Here is a 14,284-nt window from a genome sequence, read left to right as displayed (position 1 = left end):
ACAACGCATGAATATCGAGCTTCCGCGCAAACACCTCGATCTGTCCTCCGCCATCGCCGAGGGCGACATCCGCGTGCTGCTGATGGTGCTGGTGCACATGACCGGCGACGAGAAGTGGCTCGAGCCGCCCTACAAGCCGAAGCGCGACGTCCGTCTGATCCCGGATCCCGACGCCGGTGTGCCTCAGGAGATCCAGGACGAGATTCGCGCGGCGGTCCTGAACCTGTTCGCGAACGGCACCCCGAAGCCCGTCATCACCGATCCCGGCAATGAGCTGATGCTGCGGATGATGCGCGCGACGCTCGGCGACAATGTCGCGCCGGAATATGCGCCGCTGATGCGGGAGGAGATGGGCTTCATCCCACGCGACGCGCGCTGGCGCGAGCGCCCTTCTGGCGAGAAGCTGGCGCAGCAGCATGTGCTGATCGTCGGCGCCGGGGTCTGCGCGATCGCGCTTGGCGTCGCGCTCGGCCGGCTCGGCATCCCCTATACGATTGTCGAGAGGCAGGACGAGATCGGCGGCACCTGGTACGTCAACCGCTATCCCGGCTGCGGCGTCGATACGCCGAACCACTCCTATTCCTTCTCGTTCGGCGCCCGCAATCCGTGGACCCGCTATTTCGCGCAGCGCCAGGAGCTGCTCGATTATCTGCTCAAGGTCGTGCGCGAATACGACATCCGCAAGCATGTCCGCCTCAATACCGAGCTCGTCGCCTCGCGCTGGGACGAAGGCAAGCGACGCTGGATCTCGACGCTGAAGACTGCCCGCGGCGAAGAGACTTTCGAATCCACCGCGCTGGTTAGCGCGATCGGCCAGCTCAATGATCCCCTGCCTGCCCGCTTTGAGGGAGACGAGGCCTTCACAGGCCTGAAGGTCCATTCGGCGCTGTGGTCCGACGACATCAAGCTCGACGACAGGCATGTCGCCGTGATCGGCACCGGCGCAACCGCGATGCAGCTGGTGCCGTCGATCGCCGACCGCGTCGCCTCGGTCACCGTCTACCAGCGCACCGCGCAATGGGCGCGGCCGGTGAAGGGCTATTCTGATCCGATCACCGAAGGTGCGCAGTGGCTGCTCGCGCATCTGCCGTTCTATGTGCAGTGGTATCGCTTCAACATGTTCTGGCGTTACGGCGACGGATTGCTGCCGTTCCTGCGCAAGGATCCGGCCTGGCCGCATCCGGACCGCGCCGTCAACAAGGGCAACGACCGGCATCGCCAGGAGCTCGCCGACTTCATCCTGTCCGAGCTGAAGGATCGCCCCGACCTGATCGAGAAATGCATGCCGACCTATCCGCCCTACGGCAAGCGCATCCTGCTCGACAACAACTGGTTCAAGACGCTGACCAAACCGAATGTCGAGCTGGTCACCGACAAGATCGACCATTTCGCCGCAGACGGAATCGTCACCGCCGATGGCACGTCGCGGCAGCACGACGTCATCGTGATCTCGACCGGCTTCAAGGTCTCCGAGATGGCGGCGCGGCTCAACATCACCGGGCGTAACGGCAAGAACCTCAAGCAGGCGTGGCGCGACGACAATCCGACCGCCTATCTCGGCCTCACCGTGCCTGATTTTCCCAATCTCTTTCTGATGCTCGGCCCCAATTCGGGGCCCGCGCATGGCGGCAGCGTCATCTTCCAGTCGGAGTGCCAGAGCCGCTACATCTCCGCGTGCCTTGTCGAGATGATCGAGAATGACATCGCCGCGATCGACGTGCATCCCGACGCGCATGACGCGTATATCCGCAACGTCGACGCCGAGCACGAGCAATTGATCTGGACGCATCCGGGCATGACGACCTACTACCGCAACAGACGCGGCCGGGTGTTCTCGGCGATGCCGTGGCGGTTCGTCGACTACTGGAAGATGACGCACGATCCGGACTTCACCCAATATCGAAAGACCAAGTCGCGACAGGACTCCTGACCTGAATTCGCTCGCTCGTTAACTTGACAGATGGCCATAACTGCCGCAGCATTTCGCTGACTGCACCTGTTGGGGTGCTGGAGCGTCTGCTCCTCGCGTCGCAGGAATTGACGGACGATTATGGGATCGGCCGTCAGGCAGCAGAAGCGGACAGATGTCCGCGGGCCCACCCTTGGAGAGGAGCATGACGCCACCGGCGCAAGCCAGCGACCTTGCTCAGCGGCAAGGTCCCGGTGCACGTTGAGGCAAACAGCAGCTGCTAGCCGCGTGCGCCACCGACAATCTGAACATATCCGCAGGACAGGAGCGCAAAGGCCACGCGCTTTTAGGTCCCGAAACACGACTGGTCGATACCAGACATCCTTCGCTAAAACGAAGTAGCAGGGCCCCGCGATGCTTGACTGCACCGGGGCCCGTTCGTTTGCCCGCGATCTCCCCTTCGTCACGCCGCATTGCGTCCCCGCACGGGATCGGGAACAATTGTCGCGACGAGATGAGGAATGATGATGGAAAAGCCGCGGGTCCGAATCTACACCGACTACAAGTCTCCCTATGCCTATGTCGCCAACAAGCGGCTGTTCGAACTCGAGGAGAGATACGGCGTCGAGCTGGAATGGCTGCCCTACACGCTGCGCATTCCCGAATTCATGGGCACGGTCGAGGAGCGCACGCCGCACTTCTGGCGCAAGGTGCGCTACGCCTACATGGATGCGCGCCGGTTCGCCAACGCGCAGGGACTGACCATGAAGGGCCCGCGCCGGATCTACGACGCCTTCTACGCCAGCGCCGGGATGCTGTTCGCGCAGCGTCACGGGCTGTTCCGGCCTTATCACGATACGGTGTTCCGGAGGTTCTGGAATCACGAGCTGGAGATCGACGAGCTACCCGAGATTGCCGGCGTGATCACCGCGGTCGGTGGCTCCGCCTACGCCTTCGAGGCCTATGTTCGCGGCCCTGCCCGCGCCGAACATGATCGCATCATCGACGAGGCCGAAGCGCTCGGCGTATTCGGCGTTCCCAGCATGGTGTTCAACGGCGAATTGTTCTGGGGCGGCGACCGCATCGACATGCTGATCGAGCGGATCAAGCAGCCGGAGACGATCGCGATCGCGCTTGGGAGCAGGCACCGGACGTAGGCGCCGACCGTTTCGAATCGGCCTATCGTCGCTGATCGATCAGCCACCGTTCAGGATCGCCCAGCACCTGGTGCGTTCCAGCACCGGTTTCAACGCCGCGCGCTCGCCGGCATCGAGCGCAGTAAACTTCTGGCGCAGCTGCTGCAGGCATTTGACCTGATATTTGAACGGCGCCAACGCGTAGGGCAGTCCCCAGACGTTGATCTCGAGCCGTTCGAGGCCCTTGGCGAAGGCGTCCGCGTTGGCCGCAAGGAACGGCAGATAAAGTTCGCCGGCGATCCGAAGCAGCGCCTCGGCGAACCCGCCAAGCGCCTGCTCACGAGGATACCAGTCACCCTCGACACCTGATGCATCGTCGAGCCGCCGTACCCAGTGATCGGTGAACGGCGCGCGCTCGCGCATGATCCGCATCGGGGTCGGGTCGGTCGCCATCTCGCTGAGCTGGCCGAACCAGGCAAAATCCGCCAGCGACGGCCGGCTGCCGAACAGATAGCTCCTCATGCCGACATGCGGCTCGAACGCTGCAAGCGTACGCCGGTAGCTCTCCTCCAGCAGCGGCCTGTTCTCATCCGTCGCGCCGAGAATGACCATGCGCGAAATCTGCCGCTGCCGGAACTCCTCGATCTCCTCGCGGCTGCCGGCCTCGGCCTGCGATGTCGACCACTCCTCGCCGGCCCAGCGCGAGACATAGGCCTGATCTTCCGGATCCCACCAACGATAGAGAAACAACGGCTTCACCGCCCATTCGTCGGCGAGGTCCTCGAGCAGATCGCAGATGAAAGCGATGGCCCTGTCCTCGGGGATCACCGACCGTCCCTGATGTCGCGCCTCCAGATCATAGGCCAGCGTCGTGGTCTCGCCGCGGTAGCTGCCGTCGGGATATTGCAGCACCGGGATCAGCATCGGCTTCAGATGCGCGGTTGCCTCGCGAAGCGCCTTGGTCATGATCACCCAGTCGTGCGGGATCCGGCGGTAGCGCATCAGCGCGCGCAACTTGATCGCATAGGGCGAGGCGGTCGAGCCGATCAGGCGATAGCGGTTTTCCGTCATGACGATGCCTCCGAAAATGCCGGATTGCCGTAAGGGTAGAACTGCGCGAGATCGACGTTCTTGTACGGCAGCTTGTCGAGACGCGTGGTACCGAGGAACGGCTCGTCGGGTTCGACCAGGAGGATCGTCTTGGCAAATCCATTGTCATCGAAGCCGCGCCGGAAATGGACCCGCGACTTGATCGCCATCACGTCAAAGGCGCCGATGTCGGGCACCAGCGCCTTCAGCGAAAACGGCTCCATGACCTGCACCAGATAGGTGGACAGGATCAGCACATTGTTGCGGCCGAAGCGGACGCAGACCCAGAACTGGCCGTAGCCCTCGCCCGCCGCCGAAACAGTGCCCTGAATCCGAACCGAATCGCCCGCCGACTCGTCGGCGCGGCCGCCGATCTCCATGTCGAAGGCATCGCCGGCCTTGGCGCCGGCGGCCTTGAGGCTTGCCGTCGCCCTGGCATCCGCAATGGTTGCGATCACGGTGTTGGCGAGGTCCTGCGCGATGATCTCACGCAGCAGCCAGGTCGCCGCCCCCGACCGGTCGCTGTGATCGGCCAGCACCACCGGTGTATTGCCAGCTGCGACGGCCTGCTTGGCCAGCGCGACGCCCTCGGCGATGCTGTGCAGTTTGGTCGATTGCAGCAAGGCTTCGCGCAGACGCCAGATCGTGCCCGCGAGATCACGCGCGACCTGCTCGGCGAGCTTTGGATTGTCGTTGGTCAGAACCTGAACGGTCATGCCGACATCGGGAACGTCGGCGAACGGGAAGCCGAAGAAGATGTTGACGTAGACGTCGACCTCGCGGGCCTCCCAGACCAGCGCGCGCTGCACGAGGTCCATCCACGGCCGCGCCCCGGTCCACTGCAGCACCGTGGGCGAGATCACGGGAACCTTGATCGTCCTGTGCGCCGGCTTGTAGTCGCCTCGGATCGCCCGCACCAGCATGCGCGCCGCGCGTTCGCCCTGCAGATGCGCGTCATAATGCGGGAAATATTTGACCGCGAATGCCATGTCCGCCTGCTCGAGGAACGCCTCATCCTCATTGCCGTGGGGATCGAAGGTTGCGGCGATGAAGGCGGAGCGGCCGACCACTTCGCGCACCTGCCGCGCCAGATCGGCTTCGGGACGCGGCACGCCGCGCACGGCCATCGCGCCATGCAAGCACAGATAGACGCCGTCGAACGGTCCATCCTCCTTCAATCCGGCGATCATCTTGCCGGTGAAGGTGCGATAAGCCTCCTCGGTGATCCAGCCGGATCCGGTGTAAGTCTTCGGCCAGAGCGGGGATTCGATGCCGACCAGTTCGACCTCGGAGAACTCGCGCGCCACCTGCACGAACCCGCCCATGTGGTTCTTGGGATCGAACCGCAGCAGCGCCTCGCCTTTGGCCGGCGAGCCCGGATAGATGAAGTCGTCGAGCGTGGTCTCGTTCGGCAGGAACGAGACGGTTTCGTGGGAGAAATGCAGGACGGCGATACGTATCTTGCGATCGCTCATTTTGGTGCGCCTCGGCTGTTTTTCGCATTGTGGCATTGAAGGCGCGGCGCGCCAATCCGCATTCGGTTTTTGCCCGCCAGACCTGCAAATACGCAGACGCAGCGCAGCTTGCCGCCGCGAGGATTCTGCTATGGTCCGCGGCAACAATCGGGCCGCGGCCCCGCAAATATCTCAAGGAGAGAACGCCATGAATCCCCCCGTCAGTTCGCCCGCGATCAAGGTCGTCAAATCCGTCCGCGAGCAGGTGAGCGCCGAGGAATGGCAGGCCCGCGTCGATCTCGCCGCCTGTTACCGGCTGACGGCGATGTACGGCATGACCGAGATGATCGCGAACCACATCTCCTGCCGCGTGCCTGGCACCACCGACCAGTTCCTGATCAACGCCTACGGCATGCTGTATGAGGAGATCGACGCCTCCAGCCTGATCAAGGTCGACGTCGAAGGCAACACGCTGCTCAACGCTACCGACTACGACGTCAATGTCGCGGGCTTCGTCATTCACAGCGCCATCCACATGGCCAAGCACGACATGGATTGCGTCGCGCACACCCACACCCCGGCCGGCATGGCGGTCTCGGCGATGGAATGCGGCCTGCTGCCGCTGGCGCAGACCTCGATGCGCTTCCTGCACATCGCCTATCACGACTTCGAGGGCATCGCCGACAATGTCGACGAGCGCGAACGCCTGGTCCGCGACCTCGGTGACAACGAGGCGATGATCCTGCGCAACCATGGCCTTCTGGTCGTCGGCCGCACCGTGCCCGCCGCCTTCAACGTGCTGTTCCGCCTCGAGCGCGCCTGCCAGACCCAGGTGATGGCGCTGTCCTGCAATACCAAGCTGATCTATCCGCCGCAAAATATCCTCGAAGACACTTATGAGCGGATGCTGCCGAAGCCGGGCCGCGCCGCCCGCAACGGCGAACTCGCCTGGCCCGCGCTGCTGCGCAAGCTCGACCGGGCGGATCCGTCGTATCGGGATTGAGAGCGAAAGCCGGCGTAGGCCTTCTCCATTCGTCGTCCCGGCGAAGGCCGGGACCCATAACCACAGAATAGCGTTGTTGAAAAACAGGCCGTGGCCCCAGCGTCGCGCCACAATTCGCATTCGTGACAATGGGTCCCGGCCTTCGCCGGGACGACGCTGAAATTGTTGCACGATCTGTGAGTCACACATCCCATTCTCGCGGCGTGTTTCGCCCCTGGTGCCTCGTCTGCAAGGAATACGGCGTGGCGGGCGCGGTGAACATGGTGCCGAACTGGCATTTTGGTCGGGCACGTGGTTGGCTTCTCTCCGGGAGGAAGTCATGAAATTTTGCCCAAGCGACCCACCCGGATCGACCGTTCTTTCGCGCTCGGCAGCGCTGGCGCGCCTCGCCCGGCCCGCAATCGGACTGACGCGATTTGAGATTGCACGTGACTGTTGAACTTACCTTGCTCGCCGCCAGCGTCTTTCTTGGGATCGTGCACATTATCGCTGTATCGCACCTCCAGAGCCGGCAACGAGGCTACCGATGGACCGCGAGTTCGCGGGAGCAGCACGTTCCCCCGCTTACTGGCGTTGCCGGAAGGGCCGATCGAGCGCTCCGAAACTATCTTGAGACATTTCCGCTCTTCGCCGCCGTAATCCTTCTAACCGCTGTAGCGGACATCCACAGTTGGCTCACCTTATGGGGCGCTCAGCTTTATTTTTTGGGGCCGCGTCGCCTACGCGATCTTGTATGCAGCAGACTTGCCGCTGGCGCGCTCGCTCGTGTGGAACATCCCGACCATCGGCATGCTCATGAATGTTGCGGCGGTATTCCTGGGGTGAGAGGTCGCGCATCGGGCTCGCGTAGCCCCTACGCCGAGCGGCCTTGCTGCTCGCCCCAATTGCGCCAGTGAGTGGGATGAACCTCCACGGCGCGGCCCGTTGCCGTCTTGATCCAGCCATTGTGGTCACGACGACAGAGGAAGATCAGAGAGTATATGTCCCCCTTAGCCTCGATAACGGCCAACTCCAAGTCGCGATCGAACGGGGCGGTTTCAATCGGCATCCACATCATCACGCTAGACTAGCCGGCGATGCAGCGCGGCTCATTGATCATTGTCAACGGCGTCCTCAATCCTCACCGCGTGACCGTCGATTTTGCGCCTGCCATTCGGCTAGCTTGGCTTCCTCCTCGGCCAAAGCTTGCGCAAGGTCTCGATCTTCCGAGCGTCGGCTTCCGTTTCCAAAAGTTCTTTGTAGTGAGCAATGTTGGCCCGAAAGATGAAATCGACCATGGTTGCTGCCGTTATGATTGAGCTAGCTTCATCGCGCCACAGCCGGCGTGTAAATTGGAAGCCGGTTGGCTCGCCCGCAGGATTGAAACCACGCCAGGACAAAATGGACGAGATCGAGAAACACGGCCTCAAATTGATCGACGCCATGAAGGCCGCCGGACTTGGCGCGGGACAGGTCATCCGCCGAGAGACGATTGATGCGGTTTGGAGCGCTGCTGGTGCAAAGCGCGATGATCTAGCTGCCGGGCTCAAGTTTGCCGAAAGCTTCGACTGGATCGAGGACCCCGATGGCAGCGGGACTTTCGTGAGGCTGCCCCCTGCCGGTGAAGCGATAGTTGCGGTTTAGTGTAACGTCTGCCGTCGGTGATGCCGCGACATGTGTTCAACGAGTTCCGCGTTCAAACAGTTTAGGATGTGCTCCAACTGCTCATTGACCAGCAAGAGCGCCCTGAGAGCGCTCCGCACATCGCCGTCACAGGCGGCAACGATCTCGTCTAGCTCCCGGTCATACTCGTCCAGATAATCGTTGGTCGTTGGGTGCGGCATGCGAACAACATCCAACCAGAAAATGTCTTGTCGAAACAACGAGCGCAGCATTTCTCCTCGATATTCACAGGCAGGCGCGAAAGAGCCGATTGCATTTCTGCGGGCCGCGCTCTGCTCTGAACGGATACTTTCAGCCTTTTGGGAGACAATATGGTCGAGGTGTATTTCAACGTCAGGCGCGATCTCCTCGTTGTGAAAAAAGGATTTCCGGTGCCGGACATCAGCGCTCAGGGCAAATGGCGCAAGAGCAAGAAGAGGGTCGTCAGGGTTAGCGAGGAGATCAGGCAGGCGGTTCAGAGCCACGGCTATTACATGCGCAGGCTGAGCGATCTCAAGAAGAACTAACTGCCGAAAAACGCGTGGCGCGCATGCAAAAAGCCCGGCCGTCAATGAGACGGCCGGGCGGAGAGGAAATATGAACTCGATGAACACCGCGAATATGCTGCGGCGCAGGAAAAACTTCCATCCCGGACGAATACGGGTGGCGGCCGGTGCCTAGACGCACTCGAGTGGGGGCTGTTAACCGCCGGACCGAGGCGAGAACGCATCCACGGACGTGGCTATTCGGGTCGCCAATTCAGTGGCGGTCGGCGTGGACTGCGTTTCGAGCGGCGAGCCGACGGAATGGACCGCTGCCAATCCAGCACCAGCGGTCCAAACAGCTATCGCAATTGCAGCGAGATATTCGATCCTCATGGCGATGGTCCCTTGCATCGGCCCCATCAATTAACCCGACACTTTTGGAATTGGTTCCCGAGCGCGAGCGATTTCCTATGAGTATCGCCGGCGTTGCCCGGCGCTTTGCATGGTCGATGCTTCGGCTCTGTGCTCCGTAGGTTCCTCATTCCGTTCGCGATCAGAATTGGGGAACGAAGAGGCTAGCCAAGACTTAGAAGCCATGAGACCGCCGCTCGCTGGTGAACAACCCGGCGCATGTCGCAGATAGCCAAAGGTCGTTACCAAAGACCCGCTGTTGTCAAAAACCAGCGCTCGCGCAAGATAGCCAAAAGCGGCGGTCTCCGGTTTATTCACAATCGCTAGCCGCGCCCCGATGTGTTTGCGGGGGGAGCGCACTCTCGGCCTGCCGGTGCGTTGTTCATTCCGACCGGAGGCTGTGTAATGCGCAACCGCATCGACATCGACCACGTTCACAGCCGGGCCATTGTCCGGGAGATCGGCGAGACGCTGCGAGCGTGGCTGGAACCAGAGACGGAACTCTCGCCGAGGCTCAAAATGCAAATCGACCGGCTCCGCGAATTTGAAGAGCAGTCGCCCTCAATCATTCCAGCGGGTGAGCGCTGGGATAAGCCTCGTCGTTGAGCCGGGAGAAGGACTGGGTCCTCACATCGGCTGCACCGTGCCAGTGCGCGTTCCTTTCAGAACAGCCCGATCACGATGAAAAAGGCGACCTCAGTCAGGAAAGTGACGCTCATAATCGCAACTATGAGGAAGGCGTTGCCCGCTGACAGTGGGATCATGATATGCCTCGCATCTTGCGAAGCCCCGAAGCCTCCAAGCGCTAATTCTCCGAGGGCCGGAATGTTTCGGTTCCCGAACGCGGGAGCGGATGTTGCGATCGGTGCTGTCGTCCTGGTTCCACTCGGAACGCGGTTCAAATATTGAGCCTGATCTGATCTCAGCATCGAGGCCCTAACCTGAGACGGCCTTACCATGCGGATACCAAGAGGGCGACGGACGCGATCAGAGTTGCCGTGCTGAGGGCCACCACGACAAGGGCTTGTTCACTGTGCGCTTGCAGGTTTTTGTCGTCCATTGTCGCCAATGCTGGCTCGCGTATCTCGTTCCTAATTGGGATAAGGCGGTCGTTCCAGAGCGCGCGCGGGAAGACATCAACTCCCGGCGTCACCGGACTTCCAGTGCCTTGATCGCCTGCGCCGAAATCTCGGCGGGGTCCCTGAGACCAGATTGCGCGACCTTGATAATCGTCTTCGCGATCATAGTCGGAACAATAGATGCAAAGGCCGTCCCCGTCGGCTGCGTGCTCCGACGTTGGGATAAAGCCTAGCGGGGCGCAATTCGACTTGTGGGGTGCGGCGGCGGCGTGGCCATCGCTACGATGGCAAACGAAGAGGGACAACTGAGGCGGCCTTGCCGTGTTCACGCACCGGCGCTAACGCTAGTTCTTGGTTTGGCGTTGGGGGGTATCCGGTGAGCAAGGCCCGCGAGTTTATCGATTTCTGGGTCGAGAATAGCATTCACGCTGTCGAGCAGTTTCGCACCGTCGGCGCGTCGCAGGATATCGCCGAACTGACCCGCCGTCTTGTCGCGGCTGCCAAGGAGCAGGGTTTCTCGGCGGCCGACTTGCAAGCTGAGATCGGCGACATCTCCGACTACATCGGAGACCTGCTCAAAGCAGCGAACAGGGCTGAGCGCGAACTGCGTAAGCCTACCTAGGCATCGCAATGCGGGCGCCTTACTTTGTCAGTCTGCAAACAGCGCCAGGCTTGAGGTTGAGTTCCTCGAACGTACTTTGCTGCTTATCCGTCAAGTTGATGTTGAGGGCAAAGTAGACATGCATAGACATCTCGGCGATCTCGGCCTCGACACGAAACGGAAGCGCAAAATGCGGAGGCCTGCGCGGCTTATAGCGGAGGAACAATACGACGCAAGCGCTCGGGATATTATTTGCTCGCGGCGAAAAGGTCCCATTTCCCGGGCAGCCCCTTTAATTCGTATGAACCTCGCTCGGAGAACTTCAGATCGGTGCCTGCTACGAGGTCGGTGACCACCCGCGAGACAAATACCTCATTGCTTCCCGACTGCGACATCACCCGCGCGGCTGCGTGGACGGCAATGCCACCGATGTCATTGCCTCTGATTTCGACCTCGCCGCAATGAAGACCTGCGCGTACGGGCAGGCCAATACTCTTGCTCTCTTCACTGAGCGCCAAGGCGCATCGCACAGCCCGCCCCGGCCCGTCAAAGGTCGCCAGAACGCCATCGCCTGTGCTCTTCACCAAAGTGCCGCGATGCTTGCTGACAATCCGGCCGGAAAGATCGTCGTGATTGTCCAAGAGGTCACGCCAACGGTGATCGCCGAGTTGCAAAGCGAGATTGGTCGACCCAACGATATCAGTAAAGAGAACGGTAGCGAGTATGCGCTCCAGATCAATTCCCTCGCTGGCGCGTTGTCCAGTGATGAATTCTTCGATGTCTCCGGTAACTCGCTCAATGTCTCCCGTCCAGAACGCGTGATCGCCCGACGGATATTCAATGTATTTTGCTCCCGGGATACCGGCGGCGAGCTTGCGGCCTAACGTTACAGGCACCTGCGCGTCGGTTGTTCGGTGCAGCACTAGAGTTGGCGTGCGGACGACTGGGAGGATGGGGTTGATGTCTATCCGTCGGTTCGAAAGTATGTAGGATTTTAGTGCGCCAGGACTGCTGCCCAACTTTTCGAATTTTGCGATGCGAGCGAGTATCTCCGGATTGCCAGCATCACTCGCGAAAACTCGCTTGAGGAAGTCCCCGTTTCCCCAACTCTTTACGACGTAAGCTAACCGTTCCTGAACCTCGGATGGCGTGAGGTTGGGCGGGAGCAGGTCTGATATCCGCGCCAGCCCTCCGAATAAGACCAAGTGGGACACGCGCTCTGGGTAGGTCGTCGCGAATAGAACGCTCATCGACGCGCCTTCAGAGAAGCCGACTAGCGCAGCATGCTTGGAGTTGATGGCGTCCATGATCGTGCGGACATCGTCGATACGTTCCTCAAGAGACGGTACGTCGGCCAACCGATCTGATAGTCCTTGACCTCTCTTGTCGAACGTGACGACCCTTGAGAACTTCGCCAAGCGACGAAGAAAGCGCGTATAGCCCGGGAGTTCGTGCTGAAAATCGATGTGGGATATAATGCCCGGAACTAGGATAATGTCGGTGGGCCCGTCGCCCATGACTTGATAGGCGATGTTGAAGTCGCCGCTCTGCGCATACTGCGTCTCGGGCAACGCTACTTCCGTCATCGCGGGCCCCCACCATTTGTTCGCGTTTCCAACTATCTTCCAGATCAGGCCGGACATCAACGGACGTCATCCACCGTAAATGCCCGGTATTTGCCCGTCACACGATGGGCCGAAGCTATGGTCTGGCACCTGAAGGTGAACGGTCTAAGGGCCTATTGGGACCCAGCTCAAGCGACTCTGTTTAAGCCATTGACAGACATGGCTTTTATTCGTTCTTTGGATCATGAGAAAAAGGCTTGGCATCAGGACCACACGACTTCACCGTCCACGTCATGCGCACTCGTCAGTTGCGCAATCGGCGTCCACCGCATCTCGACCCACGTTCGTGACGACCGCGAAGCGCCCCTCAATCGGGTGAGACGGGCGGAATTGGATCACTGATTTGCCCGACGACGGAAGCGGGATTTGCCCGTCGGGGTGATCTGTCGCAGCCATCGTGCGGTGAGCGCGGAACGTCGTGCCGCTCAGCTTCCGAGCTGAATGGTGCGCTCCAGCGCCGCGGCGAAGCCGTTGAGGGGGACGTTAAAGACGACAGCCTGCCCGTTGCTGATGCTCTGTGCGGCAACGGTGAGCATTTTGGCCTTGCTGGTGGTGTCGGTCACGGCCGTGGGAAAGGATACCGGCAGCAAGCAGCCTTGCGCCGTGCAGGTGGAGAAGCGCGTCTGTTCGAGATCCTTGCCGTCAAGCTTGAGGACGGCCCCGGCGTCGAACTTCAGCCCGAACGGCATCAAGATGTTGCCTTCGGCCTTTCCGTCCCTGGGAATCAGTTCGATGGCGAAGATTTGCTGATTGGTTTCCTTGGCGAACTGTGTCTGCCCGAGGGTACACAGCTTGGCCCCGCCGTCGAGCTGGCATTTGACGATCCAGTCTCCGTAGTCTCGCTGATCGCGGAAAGCGCCCTTGGGAAGCTGGACGGCGCGGACCACGCCGTCCATCGCGGACGTCCGGCTCCGTGTGTCGATCGGCATGGAGACGGTGCTCCCACTGGCATCCGACACATCGGGAGTTCGGGCGGCTTGCGCCGAACCGACGCCGACCATGACGACGAGAGCAACAATCGCCCGAAGACGCCTGTCTGCTGCGCTGACCGTCACCATTGCATTCACTCCGCCTCGTTACGTCCCGAAACCGACTTGCCTCTTCGTCGGCGTATTCGTGGGCATAATTCCCACGCGAGCGAGATAGGTCTACGTGGAGAGCCGCTGATATGCAAGAGCTGATCGCCGCCGGTGTGATTGTCGCGATTGTTGCGTTCTGCGGCGGGTATTTCTGGGCAATTGCACGTGAAGCCAGGACCGCGAACAAGGCCGCGAACAAGCAACAACGCAAATGCTAGTCCGGCGCCTCGACCTTGCTCCCGTGATTTGCCCGCGGGACGCGTTTTCAACTAAGCTCACCGGATGGACATGCTCGTCAAGCTCTACGCCCTGCCCGATTCCCGGCCCGCCTACGATCGATTGCTCAAGGCCGGAATTGTCATGCGCCGCGCGCTCGCGCCTGAAAAGCACAAGGTCGTGGCCTGGGTGCGGGAGACATTCAGCGAGGCGTGGGCCAGCGAAACCGAGGTCGCGTTCAGCCGCCAACCCGTCTCCTGCTTCATCGCGATCCAGCAAAAGAAGATCCTCGGATTCGCCTGCCACGACGCGGCCTGTCGCAACTTCTTCGGTCCGACCGGGGTCGCGCCGAAGGCGCAGCAGGGCGGAATCGGCAAGGCGCTGCTGTTTGCCTGCCTCGAGGACATGAAACACCAGGGTTTCGGTTACGCCATCATCGGCGGCGTCGGGCCGGCGGATTTCTATACGAAAGCTGTCGGCGCGGTGGCCATCGAAGGCTCCGCGCCGGGGATCTATCGAGGATTGCTGTAGCTGCGCCGCAAGTTCATTTCCGTCT

The 14,284-nt window shown here is 61.1% G+C and carries 14 protein-coding genes; 9 read left to right on the top strand and 5 right to left on the bottom strand.

Going from position 1 to position 14,284, the window contains the following annotated elements:
- Nucleotides 1-7 precede the first annotated feature (7 nt).
- Nucleotides 8-1,930, top strand: a complete 1,923-nt coding sequence (locus ACZBJS_RS27655; RefSeq protein WP_463439522.1) for a flavin-containing monooxygenase — start codon at nt 8-10, stop codon at nt 1,928-1,930.
- A gap of 506 nt (nt 1,931-2,436) precedes the next feature.
- Nucleotides 2,437-3,066, top strand: a complete 630-nt coding sequence (locus ACZBJS_RS27650; RefSeq protein ID WP_463439533.1) for a 2-hydroxychromene-2-carboxylate isomerase — start codon at nt 2,437-2,439, stop codon at nt 3,064-3,066.
- Between the two features lie 39 nt (nt 3,067-3,105).
- Here ACZBJS_RS27650 and ACZBJS_RS27645 read toward each other — a convergent pair whose 3' ends face one another.
- The gene (locus ACZBJS_RS27645; protein ID WP_463439521.1) at nt 3,106-4,116 is read right to left on the bottom strand and encodes a glutathione S-transferase N-terminal domain-containing protein; all 1,011 of its coding nucleotides are present in this window, start codon (nt 4,114-4,116) and stop codon (nt 3,106-3,108) included.
- Nucleotides 4,113-5,609 (bottom strand): M81 family metallopeptidase, encoded by a 1,497-nt coding sequence (locus tag ACZBJS_RS27640; protein ID WP_463439520.1) that lies wholly within the window; start codon nt 5,607-5,609, stop codon nt 4,113-4,115. The genes ACZBJS_RS27645 and ACZBJS_RS27640 overlap by 4 nt, the downstream gene beginning before the upstream one ends.
- Nucleotides 5,610-5,796: 187 nt before the next feature.
- Here ACZBJS_RS27640 and ACZBJS_RS27635 point away from each other — a divergent pair, with 187 nt between their 5' ends.
- The 3 genes from ACZBJS_RS27635 to ACZBJS_RS27625 all read left to right on the top strand — a co-directional run bounded on the left by ACZBJS_RS27635 (nt 5,797) and on the right by ACZBJS_RS27625 (nt 8,214).
- Nucleotides 5,797-6,591, top strand: a complete 795-nt coding sequence (locus ACZBJS_RS27635; protein ID WP_021080321.1) for a class II aldolase/adducin family protein — start codon at nt 5,797-5,799, stop codon at nt 6,589-6,591.
- 428 nt (nt 6,592-7,019) lie between these two features.
- Nucleotides 7,020-7,487 carry an MAPEG family protein gene (locus ACZBJS_RS27630; protein WP_463439519.1) on the top strand — a complete coding sequence of 156 codons (468 nt, stop codon included), beginning with the start codon at nt 7,020-7,022 and terminating at the stop codon, nt 7,485-7,487.
- Nucleotides 7,488-7,866: 379 nt separating this feature from the next.
- Entirely contained in the window at nt 7,867-8,214 is a 348-nt protein-coding gene (locus ACZBJS_RS27625; protein WP_463439518.1) for a hypothetical protein, read from the top strand.
- Here the strand turns inward: ACZBJS_RS27625 and ACZBJS_RS27620 are convergent.
- On the bottom strand, nt 8,211-8,414 hold the full coding sequence (locus ACZBJS_RS27620; protein WP_463439532.1) for a hypothetical protein: 204 nt from the start codon (nt 8,412-8,414) through the stop codon (nt 8,211-8,213). The genes ACZBJS_RS27625 and ACZBJS_RS27620 overlap by 4 nt on opposite strands.
- Before the next feature lie 1,119 nt (nt 8,415-9,533).
- Between ACZBJS_RS27620 and ACZBJS_RS27615 the strand changes: the two genes are divergently transcribed.
- Both ACZBJS_RS27615 and ACZBJS_RS27610 read left to right on the top strand, forming a co-directional pair.
- On the top strand, nt 9,534-9,734 hold the full coding sequence (locus ACZBJS_RS27615; protein WP_463439517.1) for a hypothetical protein: 201 nt from the start codon (nt 9,534-9,536) through the stop codon (nt 9,732-9,734).
- Between the two features lie 849 nt (nt 9,735-10,583).
- On the top strand, nt 10,584-10,829 hold the full coding sequence (locus tag ACZBJS_RS27610; RefSeq protein ID WP_463439516.1) for a hypothetical protein: 246 nt from the start codon (nt 10,584-10,586) through the stop codon (nt 10,827-10,829).
- A gap of 227 nt (nt 10,830-11,056) precedes the next feature.
- On the opposite strand, the gene ACZBJS_RS27605 is transcribed toward ACZBJS_RS27610, so the two are convergent.
- Entirely contained in the window at nt 11,057-12,451 is a 1,395-nt protein-coding gene (locus ACZBJS_RS27605; RefSeq protein ID WP_463439515.1) for an adenylate/guanylate cyclase domain-containing protein, read from the bottom strand.
- 407 nt (nt 12,452-12,858) lie between these two features.
- Nucleotides 12,859-13,491: an invasion associated locus B family protein gene (locus ACZBJS_RS27600; protein ID WP_463439514.1), complete on the bottom strand. Its 633-nt coding sequence runs from the start codon at nt 13,489-13,491 to the stop codon at nt 12,859-12,861.
- 110 nt (nt 13,492-13,601) lie between these two features.
- On the opposite strand from ACZBJS_RS27600, the gene ACZBJS_RS27595 reads away from it, so the two are divergent.
- Both ACZBJS_RS27595 and ACZBJS_RS27590 read left to right on the top strand, forming a co-directional pair.
- Nucleotides 13,602-13,730, top strand: coding sequence for a hypothetical protein (locus tag ACZBJS_RS27595; protein WP_256521342.1), 129 nt, complete (start codon nt 13,602-13,604; stop codon nt 13,728-13,730).
- A 64-nt stretch (nt 13,731-13,794) separates the two neighbouring features.
- A complete protein-coding gene (locus ACZBJS_RS27590; protein ID WP_456855634.1) occupies nt 13,795-14,259 on the top strand; it encodes a GNAT family N-acetyltransferase in 465 nt (154 codons plus the stop codon).
- The last annotated feature ends 25 nt before the right edge of the window (nt 14,260-14,284 follow it).

The sequence above is a fragment of the Bradyrhizobium sp. KZN70725 genome (assembly GCF_055264925.1).
Note: the sequence above shows the minus strand (reverse complement) of the source record. Positions and strands in the feature narration are given on the sequence as shown.